The 19,991-nt window shown below is 66.1% G+C and carries 16 protein-coding genes; 8 read left to right on the top strand and 8 right to left on the bottom strand.

Annotated features, from left to right (window positions below):
* Positions 1-46: 46 nt before the first annotated feature.
* The 8 genes from hutI to FR728_RS03400 all read left to right on the top strand — a co-directional run bounded on the left by hutI (position 47) and on the right by FR728_RS03400 (position 8,665).
* Positions 47-1,270, top strand: coding sequence for an imidazolonepropionase (gene hutI, locus FR728_RS03435; protein ID WP_149891231.1), 1,224 nt, complete (start codon positions 47-49; stop codon positions 1,268-1,270).
* A complete protein-coding gene (hutH, locus tag FR728_RS03430) occupies positions 1,270-2,826 on the top strand; it encodes a histidine ammonia-lyase (RefSeq protein WP_149891230.1) in 1,557 nt (518 codons plus the stop codon). Before hutI ends, hutH begins: the two co-directional genes overlap by 1 nt.
* Before the next feature lie 78 nt (positions 2,827-2,904).
* Positions 2,905-4,590: a urocanate hydratase gene (hutU, locus tag FR728_RS03425; protein WP_149891229.1), complete on the top strand. Its 1,686-nt coding sequence runs from the start codon at positions 2,905-2,907 to the stop codon at positions 4,588-4,590.
* Between the two features lie 57 nt (positions 4,591-4,647).
* Positions 4,648-5,466, top strand: a complete 819-nt coding sequence (locus tag FR728_RS03420; RefSeq protein WP_149891228.1) for a transporter substrate-binding domain-containing protein — start codon at positions 4,648-4,650, stop codon at positions 5,464-5,466.
* Positions 5,467-5,543: 77 nt separating this feature from the next.
* Positions 5,544-6,197, top strand: a complete 654-nt coding sequence (locus FR728_RS03415; protein WP_244304365.1) for an amino acid ABC transporter permease — start codon at positions 5,544-5,546, stop codon at positions 6,195-6,197.
* 4 nt (positions 6,198-6,201) lie between these two features.
* Positions 6,202-6,861, top strand: a complete 660-nt coding sequence (locus tag FR728_RS03410) for an amino acid ABC transporter permease (protein WP_149891227.1) — start codon at positions 6,202-6,204, stop codon at positions 6,859-6,861.
* 56 nt (positions 6,862-6,917) lie between these two features.
* Positions 6,918-7,718, top strand: a complete 801-nt coding sequence (locus tag FR728_RS03405) for an amino acid ABC transporter ATP-binding protein (protein ID WP_149891226.1) — start codon at positions 6,918-6,920, stop codon at positions 7,716-7,718.
* Positions 7,719-7,819: 101 nt separating this feature from the next.
* Positions 7,820-8,665 (top strand): metallophosphoesterase family protein, encoded by an 846-nt coding sequence (locus tag FR728_RS03400; RefSeq protein WP_149891225.1) that lies wholly within the window; start codon positions 7,820-7,822, stop codon positions 8,663-8,665.
* 14 nt (positions 8,666-8,679) lie between these two features.
* Here the strand turns inward: FR728_RS03400 and FR728_RS03395 are convergent, their stop codons facing one another.
* The 8 genes from FR728_RS03395 to nirB form a co-directional block, all read right to left on the bottom strand.
* Complete coding sequence (locus tag FR728_RS03395) at positions 8,680-9,405, bottom strand: 4'-phosphopantetheinyl transferase family protein (protein WP_149891224.1); 726 nt, start codon at positions 9,403-9,405, stop codon at positions 8,680-8,682.
* 188 nt (positions 9,406-9,593) lie between these two features.
* Positions 9,594-11,039, bottom strand: a complete 1,446-nt coding sequence (gene cysG / locus FR728_RS03390) for a siroheme synthase CysG (RefSeq protein WP_149892181.1) — start codon at positions 11,037-11,039, stop codon at positions 9,594-9,596.
* Between the two features lie 52 nt (positions 11,040-11,091).
* Positions 11,092-13,797, bottom strand: coding sequence for a nitrate reductase (locus FR728_RS03385; protein ID WP_149891223.1), 2,706 nt, complete (start codon positions 13,795-13,797; stop codon positions 11,092-11,094).
* Positions 13,798-13,928: 131 nt separating this feature from the next.
* Positions 13,929-14,372, bottom strand: a complete 444-nt coding sequence (gene cynS / locus FR728_RS03380) for a cyanase (protein ID WP_149891222.1) — start codon at positions 14,370-14,372, stop codon at positions 13,929-13,931.
* Between the two features lie 43 nt (positions 14,373-14,415).
* Complete coding sequence (locus FR728_RS03375; protein ID WP_149891221.1) at positions 14,416-16,161, bottom strand: bifunctional protein-serine/threonine kinase/phosphatase; 1,746 nt, start codon at positions 16,159-16,161, stop codon at positions 14,416-14,418.
* 87 nt (positions 16,162-16,248) lie between these two features.
* On the bottom strand, positions 16,249-17,097 hold the full coding sequence (locus tag FR728_RS03370) for a formate/nitrite transporter family protein (RefSeq protein WP_149891220.1): 849 nt from the start codon (positions 17,095-17,097) through the stop codon (positions 16,249-16,251).
* A gap of 113 nt (positions 17,098-17,210) precedes the next feature.
* Positions 17,211-17,540, bottom strand: coding sequence for a nitrite reductase small subunit NirD (gene nirD, locus FR728_RS03365; protein WP_149891219.1), 330 nt, complete (start codon positions 17,538-17,540; stop codon positions 17,211-17,213).
* Positions 17,537-19,990 carry a nitrite reductase large subunit NirB gene (gene nirB, locus FR728_RS03360; RefSeq protein ID WP_149891218.1) on the bottom strand — a complete coding sequence of 818 codons (2,454 nt, stop codon included), beginning with the start codon at positions 19,988-19,990 and terminating at the stop codon, positions 17,537-17,539. Before nirB ends, nirD begins: the two co-directional genes overlap by 4 nt.
* Position 19,991: the final 1 nt, after the last annotated feature.

Below are 19,991 nucleotides of genomic sequence, written 5' to 3'. Positions count from 1 at the left end.
ATGTGCATGCATATTCTCATCTAACGCAATTTAATCAAGTCTGGAAATGGACGCCGTGACCTGCCGGATCTTCCGCAATGCCACCCTCGCCACGCTCGAGACCACCGGGGACGCCGCAGCCCAGGCCTATGGCCTGATCCCGCAGGCGGCCCTTGTCATCGAGGACGGCAGGATTGCCTGGCGCGGGCCGGAAGACCAGCTGCCCGCCCCCTATGCGACGCTGCCCTCAGAGGATCTGAACGGGGCGCTCGTCACCCCCGCCCCCATCGACTGCCACACCCATGTGGTCTTTGGCGGCGACCGGGCGATGGAATTCGAAATGCGCCTCAACGGCGCCTCCTATGAAGAGGTGGCGCGGGCCGGCGGCGGCATCGTCTCCACCGTGCGCGCGACACGGGCGGCGAGCGAAGAGACGCTTCTCACCCAGGCGCTGAAGCGGGTCGATGCGCTGATCGCCGAAGGGGTCACCACCCTGGAGATCAAGTCCGGCTACGGCCTCGATGTGGAGACCGAGCTCAGGATGCTCCGGGTGGCGCGCAAGATCGGCGAGCGACGCCCGATCCGCGTGCGCACCACCTTTCTCGGCGCCCATGCGGTTCCGGCCGAGTTCAAGGGCGAGGATGACCGCTATCTGGACGAGATCTGCCTGCCGACCCTGGAGCTGGCCCATGACGAAGGCCTCGTCGACGCAGTGGACGGGTTCTGCGAGGGCATCGCCTTTTCGCCCGCGCAGATGGCTCGGGTCTTCGACAAGGCTGCCGCCCTCGGCCTGCCGGTGAAGCTCCATGCGGAGCAGCTGTCCAATCTCGGCGGCGCGGCGCTGGCCGCCTCCTACAAGGCGCTGTCCGCCGATCATCTGGAATATCTCGACGAGGCTGGCGTGACGGCCATGGCAGAGGCCGGCACCGTCGCCGTGCTGCTGCCCGGGGCCTTTTACACCCTTCGGGAAACCGTCCTGCCGCCGATGGACCTGCTGCGCCGGCACGGGGTGGCCATTGCTCTCGCCACGGACTGCAATCCGGGCACGTCGCCCCTCACCAGCCTGCTGCTCACCATGAACATGGCCTGCACCCTCTTCCGCATGACGCCGGAAGAAGCGCTGGCCGGCGTGACTCGCGAGGCGGCACGGGCTCTCGGCCTCGACGATTGCGGCACGCTCTGCCTCGGTGCGCGCGCCGACCTGGCCATCTGGGACGTCGCCCATCCGGCGGAACTTTCCTATCGCATCGGCTTCAATCCCCTGACATCCCGCATCTTCGGAGGCTCCTGATGAGCGCCCTCGTCCTTCATCCCGGCCATGTGACCTTGAGCGACCTGGAGCGGATCTACCGCGAGGGTCTGGCGGTCACCGTCGACCGGGCGGCCCGTCCGGCCATCGATGCGGCGGCCGAGCGGGTGCGCATCGCCGCCATGGGCAACGAGGCGGTCTATGGGGTCAACACGGGCTTCGGCAAGCTCGCCAGCGTGAAGATAGCGCCGGGCGACACCGCCACCCTTCAGCGCAATCTCATCCTCTCCCATTGCTGCGGCGTGGGTGAGGATCTCGATCCCGCGGCCGTGCGGCTGATGATGGCGCTCAAGCTCATGTCGCTGGCGCGCGGCGCCTCCGGTGTGCGCTTCGAGGTGCTGGAACTGATCGAGGGCATGCTGGCCCGGGGCGTGACGCCCGTCATCCCGGCGCAAGGATCCGTCGGCGCCTCGGGCGATCTGGCACCCCTTGCCCACATGACCGCCGTGATGATCGGCGCGGGAGAGGCCGATCTCAACGGCGAACGGCTTCCCGGAGCCGAGGCTCTGGCCCGCGCCGGCCTGACGCCGGTCGTGCTCGGCCCCAAGGAAGGCCTGGGTCTCATCAACGGCACCCAGTTTTCGACGGCGCTGGCGCTCGTCGGCCTGTTCGAGGCCTGGCGCATGGCCGAGGCCTGTCTCGTGACCGCAAGCCTTTCCACCGATGCGATCATGGGCTCCACCGCGCCGCTACTTCCGGAAATCCACGCCCTGCGCGGCCATCGCGGCCAGATCGAGGTGGCGGCTGCCATGCGCGGCCTGATGGACGGTTCCGAGATCCGCGAGAGCCACCGGGACGGCGACAGCCGGGTGCAGGACCCCTATTGCATCCGCTGCCAGCCGCAAGTGGTGGGCGCCTGTGTCGACCTTTTGCGCATGGCGGCCCATACCCTTGAAATCGAGGCCAATGCGGCGACCGACAATCCGCTGGTGCTGACGGAAGCCGGGCGCATCGTCTCGGGCGGCAATTTCCATGCGGAGCCCGTGGCCTTCGCCGCCGACCAGATCGCACTGGCCGTGGCTGAAATCGGCTCCATCGCCCAGCGCCGGGTGGCCCTTATGGTCGACCCGACCCTCTCCTTCGATCTGCCGCCGTTCCTCGCCAAGGATCCGGGCCTGAACTCCGGCCTGATGATCGCCGAGGTGACGACCGCCGCCCTGATGAGCGAGAACAAGCATCTGGCCCATCCCTGCTCGACCGACAGCACGCCGACCTCCGCCAATCAGGAAGACCACGTTTCCATGGCCGCCCATGGGGCGCGCCGCCTCACGCGGATGACCGCCAATCTGGCGAATATCCTCGGGGTCGAGCTGCTCTGCGGCGCGCTTGGCGTCGAGTGCCGCGCGCCCTTGCAGACCAGCCCTGCCCTGCAGATCGCGCTGAGCGAGCTGCGCAAGGTGGTGCCGACCCTGAACGAGGACCGCTACATGGCCCCAGACCTGAAGATCGCCGCCGAGCTGATCGCCAGCCGAACCGTCGTGGCCGCCGTCTCCGCCAGCCCGCTCATCTCCCTGGAGGGTTCCCCTCCGCAACGGTGAGGCAAGGCGCATCGCGCCGCCTGCCCCGTTTCCCTGACCGAATACGAACCCAAGATCCAAGTGAACAGGAAGTCTCCCATGGTCGACCGCCGTCACAATGCCCGCGACGTCTTCCCGCCCACCGGCACCGAACTCAACGCCAAGTCCTGGCTGACCGAAGCGCCCTTGCGCATGCTGATGAACAACCTTCATCCGGATGTGGCCGAAAACCCGCATGAACTGGTCGTCTATGGCGGCATCGGCCGCGCGGCCCGCACCTGGGAAGACTTCGACCGCATCGTCGCCGCCCTCAAGGATCTCGACGAGACCGAGACGCTGCTGGTCCAGTCGGGCAAGCCGGTCGGCGTCTTCCGCACCCACAAGGACGCCCCGCGCGTCCTGATCGCCAATTCCAACCTGGTGCCGAACTGGGCCACCTGGGACCATTTCAACGAACTCGACAAGAAGGGTCTGGCCATGTACGGCCAGATGACCGCGGGCTCGTGGATCTACATCGGCACGCAAGGGATCGTGCAGGGCACCTACGAGACCTTCGCCGAGGCCGGACGCCAGCATTATGGCGGCGATCTGACGGGCAAGTGGATCCTGACCGGCGGTCTCGGCGGCATGGGCGGCGCCCAGCCTCTCGCCGCCGTCATGGCCGGTGCCTGCTGTCTGGCCGTGGAATGCGACGAGACCCGCATCGATTTCCGCCTGCGCACCCGCTACGTGGATGAAAAGGCAACCTCGCTGGACGAGGCGCTGGAACTGATCGACCGCTGGACGAAGGCGGGAGAGGCCAAGTCCGTGGGTCTGCTCGGCAATGCGGCCGACATCTTCCCCGAGCTGGTCCGCCGCATGAAGGCTGGCGGCCCCCGCCCGGACATCGTCACCGACCAGACCTCGGCCCACGATCCGATCAACGGTTACCTGCCCAAGGGCTGGTCTGTCGCCGAGTGGCGCGAGAAGCGCGAGAGCGACCCCAAGGCGGTGGAAAAGGCGGCGCGTGCCTCCATGCGCGAGCATGTGGAAGCCATGGTCGCCTTCTGGGACGCCGCCGTTCCGACCCTCGACTATGGCAACAACATCCGTCAGGTGGCCAAGGATGAGGGGCTGGAAAACGCCTTCGCCTTCCCGGGCTTCGTGCCGGCCTATATCCGCCCGCTCTTCTGCAAGGGCATCGGCCCGTTCCGCTGGTGCGCGCTCTCCGGCGACCCGGAGGACATCTACAAGACCGACCAGAAGGTGAAGGAGCTGATCCCGGACGATCCGCATCTGCACAACTGGCTGGACATGGCCCGTGACCGCATCGCCTTCCAGGGCCTGCCGGCGCGCATCTGCTGGGTGGGTCTCGGCCAGCGCCATCGCCTCGGCCTCGCCTTCAACGAGATGGTGCGCAACGGGGAACTCAAGGCACCGATCGTCATCGGCCGTGATCACCTGGATTCCGGCTCGGTCGCCTCGCCAAACCGGGAAACCGAGGCCATGATGGACGGCTCGGACGCCGTCTCGGACTGGCCGCTGCTCAACGCCCTGCTCAACACCGCTTCGGGCGCCACCTGGGTGTCGCTCCACCACGGCGGCGGGGTCGGCATGGGCTACTCGCAACATTCGGGCATGGTGATCTGTTGCGATGGAACAGAGGCAGCGGACGAACGTCTCGCCCGGGTCTTGTGGAACGACCCTGCAACAGGCGTGATGCGCCATGCAGATGCGGGCTATGAGATCGCGATCACTTGCGCTAAAGAGCAGGGACTGAACCTGCCAGCTATCCTGAAAAAATAAATTATAACAATAACTAATACTCCCTTCCGAACAGTTGGTACCAACAGGAGAAGATACATGAAGAAGCAAATCCTCGGCGTCGCCGCCGCACTCGGCGTCAGCTTCGGTCTCGCCGGCTTCGCGCAGGCCGACATGCTTTCCGACATCAAGGCCAAGGGCAAGATCGTCGCCGCAACCGAGATGCATTACGCACCGTTCGACATCCTGAAGGACGGCGAATACCAGGGCATCTGCCACGATCTCTTTGTGGAAGTGGCCAAGGAACTGGGCGTGGAAGCCGAATTCCTCGACCTGCCCTGGCAGTCCATCCTGCCGGGCCTGGAAGCCGGCAAGTTCGACTTCGTCAACGCCCCGGTGACCATCACCGCCGAGCGCATGAGCCGCTACAACTTCACCCTGCCGATCGGCAACGCCACCGTTGCACTGGCCAAGAAGGCCGGCGACGACAGCATCGCCAAGCCGGAAGACATCGCAGGCAAGGCCGTGGGCTCCCAGAAGGGCTCTGCCCAGCTCGAACAGCTGAAGGCCTTCTCCGCATCGCTCGCCACCCCGGCGGACGTGCGTGAATACGTCAACATCGACGAAGCCCTGGCCGATCTCGCAGCCGGCCGCATCCAGGCCGTTGCCAACTCCGCTCCGCTGATGGGCTATGCCGCCGTGCAGCGTCCGGGCCTTTTCGAAATGGTCATGCCGCCCTTCGGCGAGCCGAAGTACTTCGGTTGGGTTGCTCCGGGTGGCGAAGACGCCAAGACCCTGATTGCCGCCATCAACGATGCTCTGATCAAGATGCACGAAGACGGCCGTCTGCAGGCAATCAACGAAAAGTGGCTCGGTTCCAACCCAGACCTGCCGACCACGATGCCGGACGTGAAGTAAGCTGATATCCTCGCACCCGGTCGCATGCGGTCGGGTGCGGGCCTTACCTTCAACCCGGGAAGACAGGACGCTCCGGTTTGAACTTCTCCTTCGATGTCATCTGGCACAATCTGCCCTACATGCTGGCGGCTGCCCGCTGGACCCTGCTGATCTCGGTCGGCGGCATGGCGATCAGTCTGGTCTGGGGCGTGTTTCTGTGCGCCGCCCGCATCTCGCGCGGGCCGTTCCTCTCCCGGATCGCGGCGCTCTACATCTCCTTCTTCCGGGGCGTGCCGCTGCTGGTGCAGCTGCTGATCTTCTACTACATGCTGCCGCATGTGGGTCTTGACCTGCCGGCCGTTGCCGCGGCGATCCTGGCGGTCGGCATGTGTTCGGCTGCCTATACTGCGGAGATCCTGCGCGGCGCGCTGCAGACGATCCCCCGGGGCCAGACGGAAGCCGCCCTTGCGCTCGGCATCCCGACCCTGTCGCTGTGGCGGCGCATTCTGGTGCCCCAGGCCATCCGCATCGGCCTGCCCTCCCTCACCAACGAGCTGATCCTGCTGGTGAAGGTGTCGTCGCTCGCCTCCGTCGTCGGCATCGGCGAGCTGACCCGCATCTCCCAGAACATCACCGGCGAGACCTATCGGCCGCTGGAGATCTATGTGGCGGCCGCCGCGATCTATTTCCTCATCAACGTGATCCTCTCGGCCCTTGGCCGACTGGCCGAGAACCGGTTACTGGTGGGCTGAGACCATGGAACTTGACCTCTTCGTCCGCTATGGCCCCGCCCTGCTGTCCGGTTTCGGCGTCACCATCCTGTGCTGGATCGTCGGGTCGCTGGGCGGGCTCGTCCTCGGCTTTGCCCTGGCCTGCCTCTATCGCTTCGGCCCCCGGCCCCTGCGCTGGCTCATCCAGGCCTATGTGGAGGTGATCCGCGGCACGCCTTTCATGATCCAGCTCTTCATCCTCTATTTCGGCGGCCCGCATTTCGGGCTTCTGCTGACGCCGGTGCAGGCGGGGATCGCCAGCTTCATCATCTATGGCAGCCCCTATTTCGCGGAGATCTTCCGCTCCGGCTTCAACGCCATTCCGAAGGGGCAGATCGAGGCCGCGCGCTGCGTGGGCCTGAGCGAGGGGCGGATCCTGTTCCGCATCATCCTGCCGCAGATGCTGGTGCCGACGACAGCGCCGCTGACCAACTTCTTCATCATCCTCACCAAGGAAACGGCGATCCTGTCGGTGGTGACCGTGCCCGAGCTGCTCTACGAAACGCAGACCATGGCCTCGGAAACCTTCACCTTCGTCGAACCCTTCCTGGTGCTTTCCCTCTTCTACTGGCTGATGGTGATCGGCACGAGCTGGCTCGGCGACAAGGTGGAGCGGCGGGTGACCCGCCATCTGCGCCGCGCCTGAGCCCCTGCCTTCCCTGCCCTTCCGAGACCGGACCCACGACGAGCGAGACCTGACCCATGGGTGACATCACGACCGAGCAGCCGATCATCGAGATCCGGAACCTGAGCAAGCATTTCGACGACTTCGAGGCCCTGCGCGACATCACCCTCGACGTGCATCGCTCCGAGGTGCTGTGCCTCATCGGCCCGTCGGGCTCGGGCAAGAGCACGTTGCTTCGCTGCATCAACTTCCTGGAAGCGTATGACGGTGGCGAGGTGCGGCTGGAGGGCGAGCTGATCGGCTGGAAGTCCGCCGGTGCCCCGCCACGCAAGCCCCTGTCGGGCGAGGCCCTGCGCCGCCAGCGCCAGCACATCGGCATGGTGTTCCAGCAGTTCAACCTGTGGCCACACCTGACCGCGCTGGAAAATGTCGCCGAGGCGCTGATCCACGTGAAGGGCCTGCCCAAAGCGGAAGCGATGACCAAGGCGCGGGCGGCCCTTGCCAAGGTCAACCTCTCCGACAAGGAGGCGAACTTCCCGGCCAATCTCTCCGGCGGCCAGCAGCAGCGCGTGGCAATCGCCCGGGCCATTGCCATGGAGCCGAGCGTCATGCTCTTCGACGAGCCCACCTCCGCCCTCGACCCGGAGCTGGTCGGCGAGGTTCTGGGCGTCATGAAGCAGATGGCGGCCGAAGGCATGACCATGGTGGTGGTGACCCACGAGATGGGCTTTGCCGCCCATGTGGCGGACCGGGTCGCCTTCCTGGAAGGCGGTCGACTGGTGACCTGCGCACCGCCCGCCGACATCTTCGGCCGCGAGCCGGATGACCCCCGCGTGAATGCCTTCCTGAAGACCTACCGCGAGCGCAACGTGGTGTAAGCCCATCGGGCTTCAGGCTGAACGGGTGGACAAGACCACGTCGGCGGCCCATCTAAGGGGCTCGTCACGCTCTGCCTTCCCCTGCCTTGCCTAAAGGTCCCATGCGCCTTCACGCCATCAGCGATCTGCATCTGTCCGCCGAGGAGAACCGGGCTGCCCTTCTCCGGCTTCCCGATCACGGCGCGGACTGGCTGATCGTCGCGGGTGATCTGGCCGAGCGCTTCGATCACATGCGCTTCGGCTTCGAGGAACTGGCGAAGCGCTTTGACCGGGTGATCTGGGTGCCGGGCAATCACGAGCTCTGGTCGATCCGCCGCAAGGAGGAGCCCGATCCCCTGCGCGGGGTCGCCCGCTATGATGCGCTGGTTGAACTGGCGCGGGAGTTCCAGGTGGTGACACCGGAAGACTCGTTCCCGCTCTGGCCTGGAGCCACTCACGGCAATGACGGGGCCGCACCGCTGCTCATCGCCCCGCTCTTCCTGCTCTATGACTTCAGCTTCCGCCCGGAGTATCTGGCGCGCCGCGATGTCTCCCGCTGGGCGCGCGAACATCGCACGGCCTGCGGCGACGACTTCTACCTCAAGGCCGATCCGCATCCGGACCGGGAAAGCTGGTGCGCGCACAGGCTTGAGATGACCCGCGAGCGTCTGGCGCGGCGGCTGGAGGGCCTGCCCGAGACGACGCGCACGGTGCTGGTGAACCATTATCCCCTGCGGCAGGATCTCATCCGCCTGCCCCGGGCACCGCGTCTTGCCCCCTGGTGCGGCACGCGGGAGACGCGGGACTGGCACCGGATCTTCCGCGCCGACGTGGTCGTCTCCGGTCATCTGCACACGCGGCGCACGGATCATCGCCATGGCACCCGCTTCGAGGAGGTCTCCCTCGGCTATCCCGCCCAATGGGACCAGGAGCGGGGCATGGCGGCCTATCTGCGCCTGATCCGCTAGCGGGCGGCTTGCTCTCAGAGCCCCAGCGTGACCTCGGAGAGCGTCACGGGTGCGGCCGGATCGACCGTCTCCCGCGCCAGGGCCAGGACGTGACCCGGACCGGGGAGGACCTGGCGGAACTGCCACTCCGGCGCCGGATCCGTCGCGCCGTCGAGCCGCATGCGCGGCGGCAGGCTGCGGTCTCCGAGATCGAAGGAAATCCGCTTCAGCGGCTGGGCGAGCCCCTTGCCGATGGCCTTCACATAGGCTTCCTTCAGGGTCCAGAAGCGCAGGAAGCGCGGCAGATGTCCGCTTTCCGCACCGGCGAAGATCACCGCGCATTCATCCTCCGCAAAGACCCTGCGCGCGACCAGACCAATATCGGACGAGCGGTCGAAATGCTCCACGTCGATGCCGATGTCGGCGGTCTTGGTCAGGGCGGCGGCGACCATGCCGTGGGTGTGGGAGAGATTGAGCCGCAGGCGCGGGCCGCCATCGGGGGAGATCACCTCCGGCTTGCCATGGGCCTCGACCGTGAAGCGCCAGTGGTCCGTGGGCAGGCCCGTCGCCTGGCTCAGCATCAGGCGGCCAAGGGCATGGGCCGCGACATAGGTCATCCGGTCGCGGGCAAAGCGGAAGCGCCAGGCGCGCTCCAGTTCGTCTTCGCTCACCAGTGCCTCCAGACGGGACCAGACCGGATGATCGGGGAGCCCGCCTTCCGTGTCACTTGGACCTGTCTCTTCAGGGGGCGGCACCGGCATCCACCAGACTCGCGCCTCTGCAGGCCTCAGCGGCCGGAGCGCCGGCGCGGCCCCGCGCAGCAGGTCGGCGCGAAGATCAAGGAGAGGCATCGGGGACGGACAGGCATCGCTCATGGCTTCTGCCTATAGCAGGTCGCCGGCAGAAAGGGCCAGCCCTGCCCACGCCCTCCCCCATAGCGCTGCGAGCATCACAGCGCGGCGCTCAGATCTTCCGCCTCTCCGTTTCCGGGCAAGGTGCCCACGACCTGAAGTTCGCCGAAGACTTCGCCGACGCCGATGAGAACCGGGTCGCCGGTTTCCTCAAGTCCGAGGCTCGCGACACCGGCAGCGAGCGCCGACAGGGGGCCGGTCCAGCGCCGCTCGCTCGCCCGGCCGACACCGGACATGATCGCGACCGGCGTGGTGGCTGCCCGCCCCTGCTCCTGAAGCCTTGCCGAAATGCGCCCGGCCATGCGGCCGCCCATATAGAAGATCACGGTCGTTGCCGGATCGGCGAGGCCGTTCCAGTCAACGCTCTCCGGCAGGTCGCCATGGCGGGAATGGGCGGTGACCAGCCGCAGGGACTGGGCGTGGTCGCGATGGGTGAGCGAGACCCCGAAGCGCTCTGCCATGGCGGCGGCGGAGGTGACGCCGCTGACGACGGACACCGGAATGCCCTCCGCCTTGAGGCGCGCAAGCTCCTCGCCGGCCCGGCCGAAGATCATCGGATCCCCCGACTTGAGCCGCACCACCGACTTGCCCTGTTTCGCCAGCCTGACCATCAGGTCGTTGATGTCCTCCTGACGGCAGCTGTCCCGGCCGCCGCGCTTGCCGACCATCATGCGGCGGGCCTCGCGGCGGGCGAGTTCCAGCACCTCGTCGGCGACCAGGTCGTCGAAGAGGATCACATCGGCCCCCTGGAGCGCCCGGACGGCCTTGAGGGTGAGATAATCCGCGCTGCCCGGGCCTGCGCCCACCAGCGTCACCTTGCCCTGATCGGCCCTGAGCCCCAGCCCCGTCCGCTCGATCAGCGCGGTAGCGCCAGAGCGGTCCTCGGGTGCGTCCTCGCCCGAGAAGGCCCAGTCAGTGAAGCGTTCCCAGAACGCTCGGCGCTGGGGGCCTGCCGCGAGACGGGCCAGCACCTGCTCGCGCAGGCGTCCGGCAAGGGCTGCCCATCCGGCCAGTGCCGGCGGGATCAGGGTCTCGATGCGGCGGCGGATGGCCTGGCCGAGGATCGGTGCGACACCATTGGTCGAGATGCCGATGACCACCGGCGAGCGGTTGACGATGGATCCGAACTGAAAATCGCAGAAGGACGGGTTGTCGATCACATTGACCGGAACCCCTGCCGCCCGCGCCGCGCAGGCGAAGGCCCGCGCCTCGCCGTCCGTTTCGGCGTCACAGATCGCAAGGGCCTTGCCGATGAGACACGCGGGATCCCAGGGGCGGGCGCGATGAACGAACCGTCCTGAGGGGCTGCCGCCGTCCAGAAGCCCCTTCATGACGGCGCCCGGATCCGGGGCATAGACGTGCACCTCCGCTCCGCTGGCGGCGAGAAGCTCTGCCTTCCAGGCCGCGGCATCGCTGTCTCCTGCGAGAGCGACCTGCTTGCCCTGAAGCGAGAAGAACACGGGCAGGACCGCGAGCGGGCCCATGCGGTCGGCCCGACGACGTGCCACGGTGCCCGTCTGTTCGCCTGAAAACACCTCAACCGGCTTGCGCGATGTCATGACGATCTCCCTGTTGATCCTGAAGGGCATTGAGCAGGCTGCTGATTTCCGAGCGGCACGAGCCGCAATTGGTGCCGGCGCGAAGGGTCTGGCCGATGGCCTCCAGCGTGACGTGCCCCTGTGTGGCGGCGCGGGCGATATCTTTCGCGCCGATCTGGAAGCAGGAGCAGACGATGGGGCCGGGATCGGGCCGGCCGGCTGCGGAACGGCCCGCGAGCAGCCCGAGACGATCGGTCAGGGACTGCGCCGGCTGAGCCAGAAGCCCGCAGGCCCATTGGCGCGAGACGGCGACGGGCTCGCGGCTCACGAAGACCGCACCGTCCAGCCGGTCCCCGGTCCAGCTGGCGTAGCGCCCGGACCCGGCGTGACGGTCCTCCACCGAGATCAGGTCCTCGCCTCCGCTGTCCTGGCCCAGCAGGCGCAGGGCCAGATCGCGCAGGGCCGGATCACACGGGGTTGATGCGCCGTCGCATGCAAATTCCAGCCGCCAGCCCTCGCGGATCGGGGCGAGCGCCCAATAGGTCAGGTCGAGATCGACCGGCTTTTCGCGCAGCACCGCGAAGCCGTAGTGCTGCATCTCGGCCCGCGTGACGGCCACGGGGGTGAACTTCAACCCGGGCTGACCGGAGACCGGATCCGTGTCGGGGGCGACCACCGCATCCACACGGGCCTTCGAGGACACCTGATCGGTCCAGTGCATGGGTACGAAGATGTTGCCCTGCGCGGCCCGCTCGGTGACAAGGGCCCGCACCAGCACCTTGCCGTGTGGGCTTTCGACGGTCACGAGATCGGCGGCTGCGATCCCAAGCAGCCCTGCGTCGTCCGGATGAAGCTCCGCATAGGGCTCGGCGATATGGGCGCTCAACCGCTCGGATTTTCCGGTGCGCGTCATGGTGTGCCACTGGTCGCGGATACGGCCCGTGTTGAGCACGAAGGGATAGCGGCGTTCCAGCTTGCGCGGGGCAGACTGGCGAACCGACACCAGGCGAGCGCGGCGATCGGGGGTGAAGAACCCGCCGTCCGCGAAGAACCGGCTCTCTCCCGCCGGCGTTCCGGCCGGCCAGGGCCACTGGAAGGGCGCCAGACCATCGAAGGCCTCGGGCGTGATCTGCGCAAGCGCGCCGATGTCGAAGTCCCGGCTGCCCTGGTTTCTTTCCATGGACAGCCGCGCGAACTCGGCGATGATGTCGGACGACCCCTGCCAGGCAAAAGCCTCACCGAATCCGAGGCGGGTCGCGACCTGAGCAAGCGCCCACCAATCGGCACGGGCCTCGCCGGGCAAGGGCAGGAAGCCTTTCTGACGGGACATGCGGCGCTCGGAGTTGGTCACCATCCCGTCCTTCTCGCCCCAGGCGGCGGCAGGCAGACGCACATGGGCGAAGGCCAGCGTATCGACGGCGGTCGACACATCGGAGACCACCACCAGCGGACAGGCGCGCAGGGCCTCGGCGACACCGTCGGCGTCGGGCAGACTGTCGACCGGGTTGGTGCCCATGATCCAGATGGCCTTGATGCGCCCGTCCCGCACGGCCCTGAACATGTCGACGGCCTTGAGGCCCGGCCGCTCCGCCATGCGCGGGCTCTGCCAGAAGCTCTGGACGAGGGCGCGGTGATCCGGGTTTTCCAGGTCCATGTGGGCCGCCAGCATGTTGGCCAAACCGCCGACCTCGCGCCCGCCCATGGCATTGGGCTGACCGGTCACGGAGAAGGGACCGCTGCCCGGCCGACCGATGCGGCCTGTCGCCAGATGGGTGTTGAGGATGGCATTGACCTTGTCCGTGCCGCAGACGGACTGGTTGACGCCCTGGCTGTAGACGGTGACGGTCTTCGGCGTGCGCGCGACCATGGAATAGAAGGTCGCCACATCCTGAGGGGCCAGACCCGTAGCCTCCGCAATCGCGCGGATGTCGCAAGAGCCAGCCGCTTCAAGGGCCTGGGCCAAACCGCTGGTGTGAAGGTTGACGTAGCGGTCGTTGAGACCGCCGCTTTCGTGCAGGAAGGCAAGCAACCCGTTGAAGAGCGCCACATCCGTATCGGGCTTGAGCTTGAGATGGAGATCCGCCAGCTCGCAGGTCGCGGTGCGGCGGGGATCGACCACCACGAGGCGCAGGTTGGGCCGGGTGCGGCGGGCGGCCTCGATGCGCTGGAAGAGCACCGGATGACACCAGGCCAGGTTGGACCCGACAAGCACGATCAGATCGGCAAGCTCCAGATCCTCGTAGGTGCCGGGAACCGTGTCGGAGCCAAAGGCACGGCGATGGCCGGCAACAGAAGACGCCATGCAGAGGCGGGAGTTGGTGTCGATGTTGGCGCTGCCGATGAAGCCCTTCATCAGCTTGTTGGCGACGTAATAGTCCTCGGTGAGAATCTGGCCGGAGACATAGAGCGCCACGCTGTCGGGCCCATGGTCGGCAATGGTGCGGGCGAAGCCTTCAGAAACTGCGTGAAGCGCTTCATCCCAGCTGGCACGCTTGCCGCCAACGCTCGGGAAAAGCAGGCGATCCTCCAGGGAGAGAGTTTCAGCCAGGGCCGATCCCTTGGAGCAGAGACGGCCAAGGTTTGCCGGATGATCCGGGTCGCCCTTCACCGTAACGGTCCCGTCCTCGAAGCGGGAGGCAAGGACACCGCAGCCGACCCCGCAATAGGGACAGGTGGTTCGCGTCGTGACACAGGATCCGGCCATGCTTGTTTTCCTTGTTTGGACGTCCTGAAGACCCTCGGGAGGCCTTCGCTGAGCTTCCATCGTTCGGGTGGACCGGCTGCCGCCGGTCCAGATCTCGTGTGCAGACAAGGCGCCTGCCAGCCAGGGTGAAATCACCAGGCGTTGTAGGACAGGAATTTTCCGCTCATGCGGATCTCGATCCGGTCGCCCTTCTCATAGGGCACCTTGTCGACGGACATGTCGAAATCGATGGCGCTCATGATGCCGTCACCGCCCTTTTCCTGGATCAGTTCCTTCAGCGTCTGGCCGTAAACGCCCATGATTTCGTAGAAACGGTAGATGCAGGGATCGGTCGGAACGGTCTGGGAGAAGATCTTGTCCGGGTATTCGGCAAGCACGATGGCGGCTTCCTGGGGCAGACCGAGATTGCGGCTCAGTGCCTCCGCCTTGTCCTTCGGCAGGGAGTTCATGCCAAGGCAGGCCGAGGTGACGAAGACCTCGCTCATGCCAATGTCCTCGGCAATGCTGGCCCAGCTGAGGCCTGCCGTGCGCTTCTTCTCGTAGATCATCTGCGTAACGTCACTCTTGCTCAGCATTTCCCTTGTCTCCCCTTCAGGTTCGAAACGGTCTCAAGTCCAATCATGCGATGCTCAGGAGGTAGATCAGCCAGACGACACACACCGCCAGACACAGGCTCACCCCTTGCCAGAACCGAACCGGGTCACGGGCAAAGACGGCCTGATGCAGGACGCCGGGCAATAGCGGGTTTGGGCGGGTGAGATCTGCCAGAAGCTCCGCCGGCTCCAGATGCCGGCGGCTCGGGTCGACGTGCACCGCCTTGCGCAGGGCCGCATCGACCCAGACCGGCACCCGGCTTTCCGGTCCGGCAGCAGGCCGATAGGCCACCCGGCTCTGGGCAGCGGGGGTCGCGGCACGCGCCATGTCCCCGCCATAGGGCAGCCGGCCGGTCAGCATCTGGTAGGCAATGATGCCGAGAGCATAGACATCGAAGGACGGATTGGCCGGCACACCGAAGAAGCCTTCCGGCGCCATGTACTGATGGGTGGCAAGCCCCGCCGCATGGGCCGGATCCAGCGGCGGTTCTCCGTCCTCGGTACCCAGGATGCGGGTGGAGCCGAAGTCGATGATCACCGCCCGCCCCTCACCCGTCACGACGATGTTCTCGGGCCGCAGGTCCTGATGCACCATCTGGCGCCGGTGCATGGCCTGGACACCGGCCGCCATGTCGCGCAGAAGCGCAAAGACCACAGCGAGATCCGGCTGGGGATGGGCCTGCATCCAGCGCGTCAGGCTCAGTCCCTCGACCCATTCGAACACGGTATAGAGCGCGGATTTCTCCCGTTCACCTGGCCCCTTCCAGGCCTTCATGACCTGCGGAGCGTCGATGCGCCGTGCAACCCATTCCTCCATCAGCAGGGCCTGAAGGAAGCCCGGGTCCCGGGTTGCGGAATCTGCCGGGACCTTGACGGCGACGGTCTCTCCGGTCTCCAGGTCGCGGGCCTTGAACACGCGGGAGCGATCGGAGCCGTGGATCTGCTCGATCAGCTCCAGCCCGTCGATCACCTGACCGGGGCGCGGATCGGCAAGGAGGGGCAAGGTGCCGGAGAGCGAGGGCACGTCGCTGCCGGAGAACTCGGGAAGCGCATCGATGCGCAGGATCTGGAGCGTCAGATTGTCATTCGCCCCGCTGGCAATGGCCCGGTCGATGGCCTCGCCGGCAAGCCGGTCGAGATCTCCGTCCACCCGCCCGGCCAGATCGGCCGCGCCGGTCGCCCCCAGATGCTCTGCCATGCCGTCGGTGGCCAGAAGAAAGACATCTCCAGCGGCCACCGGAACGGCGCAATAGTCGATGCGCAGGGTGGGCGAAATGCCGAGCGCCCGGTCGAGAACGGTTTCCCCCTCCCCCAGATGCTGGCGATGATCGCGGGTGAGGACAGCGGCCGAGCCGGCACTGACCCGGTAGAGCCGCGCGTCGCCCACATGCAGCACATGCGCCGTGCGGCCTTTCAGGACGATGGCCGTGAAGGTGCAGACGAAGCCGCGGTCGGGATCATAGCGTCCGTCGCCGGAGCGGGTGCGGCCATAGAGCCAGGCGTTGGTAGCCGAAAGCACCCGGTCACCGGCCTGGCGCACGCTCCAGCCCTCAGGGGTGGCGTAATAGTCGGTGAGAAAGCTCTTGCAGGCAGTCTCTGCTGCCTCGCGGCCGTGTGCGCTGGTCGAGATCCCGTCGCAGACCACCGCCACGACCCCCTTGGCGGCAAGAAGCCGGCCTTCGGGAATGAGTGCACCATGGAAATCCTGATTGATTTCCTTGCCGCCCCTGTGACTGTGCTGACCGATCGAGATGCGCAGCGCGCCTGACATGATCACGGATCCTGGAGTTCGGCCGGAGCCTCCGGCTGGAAAGAGCGGGTATCCGGTCGCCCGGACACCCGAGGCAGGGTTCGAGTCTTATTCCGCCGGTGCGTAGGTTCCGCCCTGGGCGGCCTTGGCGAGACCGCGCTTCGGCGAGGTCTTGTAGTGGGTGGCGTAGATCATCGCGCCGACGAAGGTCAGGCCGCCAACCAGGTTGCCGATGACGGTCGGGATCTCGTTCCAGATGAAGTAATCCATCCAGGTGAACTCTCCGCCGAGCATGATTCCGGACGGGAACAGGAACATGTTCACGATGGAATGTTCGAAGCCCATGTAGAAGAAGACCAGGATCGGCATCCACATGGCGATGACCTTGCCGGAGACGGAGGTGGACATCATGGCCGCGACCACGCCGGTGGAGACCATCCAGTTGCACATGACGGCGCGGATGAAGAGGGTCAGCATGCCGCCCATGCCCGCTGCCGCGTAGCCGAGGGTGCGGCTTTCTCCGATAGTGCCGATCTTCTGGCCGATGGCATTGGGCTCCTCGGTGAAGCCCATGGTGAAGATGATGGCCATGAAGACCGCGGTGGTCATGGCGCCGGCAAAGTTGCCCACAAAGACCAGGCCCCAGTTGCGCAGCAGGCCCTTCATGTCGCACCCCGGACGCTTGTCCAGCACGGCGAGGGGCACGAGGGTGAAGACCCCGGTCAGCAGGTCGAAGCCCAGCAGGTAGAGCATGCAGAAGCCGACGGGGAAGAGCAGCGCGCCGACGAGGGGCTGACCGGTGTTGACCGTGACCGTGACCGCGAAGGCCGCCGCCAGAGCCAGGATGGCACCCGCCATGTAGGCCCGGATGAACGTGTCCTTGGTGGACATGAAGATCTTGGATTCCCCAGCGTCGATCATTTTCGTCGCGAATTCCTGTGGTGTCACGTAAGACATCGTATTCCCCTCTCGATCATGACGGCCCCTGAGCCGGTCTGGTTCAATCACGTCCGCTCGCCGAGCGTTTCCTCCCGCGTGGATCTCTTGCGGATCCTTGCGGCTGCCATGGTTCAGCGCAGGCCGAGCAGGATGGTTTCGCCGTCCAGCTTCACCGGGAAGCAGCGGACCTGCCCCTCATCGGCCCCCTGGGCTTCGCCGGTTTCCAGGCTGATGACCCAGTTGTGCAGGGGCTCCGTGACGTAGACGTCGTGGACGATGCCCGGGCTGAGCGGCCCGCCCTTGGCGCTGGGGCTCCTGTCCTCCAGCGCGAAGACCCGGTCGCAAGCGGTGCGGAAGATCGCGATCGTGGTTTGGCCCCATCTGACGCACCGGGCGCCCTGGCGGGGAATGTCGGGGAGAGTGCCGACCGGCACCCAGTCCTGAAGAGTGAGGACGTTCATTCGGCTGCCTCCGCGGGAAGGGTCGCCAGGGGCTTGAACTCGTGCTTGTCCTTGCCGGAAACACGCTCCGACCACGGGTCCACCTGGGCAAATTTCTGGGAAAAGACGAAACGGTCGAAATAGGCCTGACGCTTCTCCGCGTCGTCCATGATCTGGCGGCGCACCTCGTCGTAGCCGATGCGCCTGGCCCACTTGTAGATACGCTCCAGATAGTGGCCCTGCTCGCGGTACATCTGGATGAGCGCGGTGATGTAGACGAGCGCCTCCTCTTCGGTCTTCACATGGCCGAGCACTTCCGTGCCCTTGATGTCGAGACCTGCTGCCCCGGCAAAATGGATCTCGAAGCCACTGTCGACGCAGATCACCCCCACATCCTTGCAGGTCGCCTCTGCGCAGTTGCGCGGGCAGCCGGAGACGGCGAGCTTGACCTTGGCCGGTGTCCAGGAGCCCCAGAGGAACTTTTCCAGCTTGATGCCGAGGCCGGTGGAATCCTGGGTGCCGAAACGGCACCAGTCGGACCCGACGCAGGTCTTCACCGTGCGCAGGCCCTTGGCATAGGCGTGCCCGGAGACGAAGCCGGCCTTGCCCAGATCGGCCCAGACGGCGGGGAGGTCTTCCTTGCGGATGCCCAGCATGTCGATGCGCTGGCCGCCGGTGACCTTGACCGAGGGGATGTTGAACTTGTCGACCACATCGGCGATGGCCCGCAGCTCGGCAGCGGAGGTCATGCCGCCCCACATGCGCGGGACGACGGAATAGGTGCCGTCCTTCTGGATGTTTGCGTGGACGCGCTCGTTGATGAAGCGGGACTGGTAGTCATCCGCATATTCATCGGGCCAGTCGGAGACGAGGTAGTAGTTCAGCGCCGGGCGGCACTTGGCACAGCCCTGGGAGGTGGTCCACTCCAGCTCCTGCATCACGGCCGGAATGGACTTGAGTTCCTTGGCCTTGATCAGCCGGCGCACGTCATCGTGGCTGTGATGGGTGCAGCCGCACATGGGCTTCACCGCGTTGGGATTGAAGGACGCCCCAAGGGTGACGGCCATGAGCTGCTCGACCAGCCCCGTGCAGGTGCCGCAGGAAGCCGAGGCCTTGGTGTGGGCGCGCACCTCGTCGAGGGTCGTCAGCCCCTTTTCCAGGATCGCCCCGGTGATCTTGCCCTTGCAAACGCCGTTGCAGCCGCAGATCTCTGCATCATCCGGCAAGGCTGCAACGGCCGCCGTAGGGTCCAGGGGTTCGCCCCCCTGATAGGCCTGACCGAAAATGAGGGTTTCCCGCATGGGGGCGATGTCGGTGCCCTTCTTCAGCATGTCGAAGAACCAGGGCCCGTCGGAGGTCTCGCCGTAGAGCACCGCGCCGACGATCTTGTTGTCCTTGAGCACCAGACGCTTGTAGACGCCGGAGGAGGCATCGCGCAGGACGATCTCCTCCCGGTCTTCGGCCTCGGCAAAGTCCCCTGCCGAATAGAGATCGACACCGGTGACCTTGAGCTTCGTCGCCGTGACCGAGCCCTTGTACTCGGCCGCACCGCCGAGCAGGTTCTCGGCAATCACCTTCGCCATTTCATAGAGAGGAGCCACGAGCCCGTAGCACTGGCCGCCATGCTCGACGCATTCGCCCAGCGCAAAGACGTCCGGGTCACTGGTGCGCATGTCGTCGCCCACCAGGATGCCCCGGTTGGTCTCGATACCGACACTCCTGGCCAGCTCTGCCGAGGGACGGATGCCGACGGCCATGACGACGATGGACGCATCGATCACCGTGCCGTCGTCGAGCTTGATGCCGGCGACCTTGCCCGTGCCGTCATCGAGGATCTCGTGGCTGTTGGCCTTGGTGCGCACATCGATGCCACGACGCTTGAACTCGGCCTCCAGGAGGAAGCCGGCAGACGGATCGAGCTGCCGCTCCATCAGGGTCGGCATGAGATGAAGGACCGTCACCTCCATGCCCTGCATCTTGAGACCGGCTGCGGCTTCCAGGCCCAGCAGCCCACCGCCGATGACGATGGCACGCCCGCCTCGGGCTGCGGCTTCGAGCATCCTCTCCACGTCGTCGAGATCGCGGTAGGTCAGGACGCCGTCCAGATCCTTGCCCGGCAACGGGATGATGAAGGGGGACGAACCGGTGGCGATGACCAGCTTGTCGTAGGATACGGTGATGCCGGTCTCCGACGTGACGGTTTTCGCCGCCCGGTCGATCCCGGTCACCTTCGCGCCCTTGTGCAGGGTGACGCCGTGCTCGGCATACCAGCCGTCGCCGTGGGTGATGATGTCCTCATAGGTCTTTTCACCGGAGAGCACCGGCGACAGCATGAGGCGGTTGTAGTTCACCCGCGGTTCGGCGTTGAAGATGGTGACGTCATAGGCGTCGGCGTTCATCTCGAAGAGATGCTCGAGCATGCGCCCCGGGGCCATGCCGTTGCCGACCACAACGAGTTTCTGTCTGGTCATT

Origin of the sequence: Roseibium aestuarii (assembly GCF_008477545.1) — a bacterium.
GTDB classification, from domain to species: domain Bacteria; phylum Pseudomonadota; class Alphaproteobacteria; order Rhizobiales; family Stappiaceae; genus Roseibium; species Roseibium aestuarii.
The sequence above is the reverse complement of the archived record's forward strand: the minus strand, read 5'-3'. Positions and strand labels throughout refer to the sequence as shown.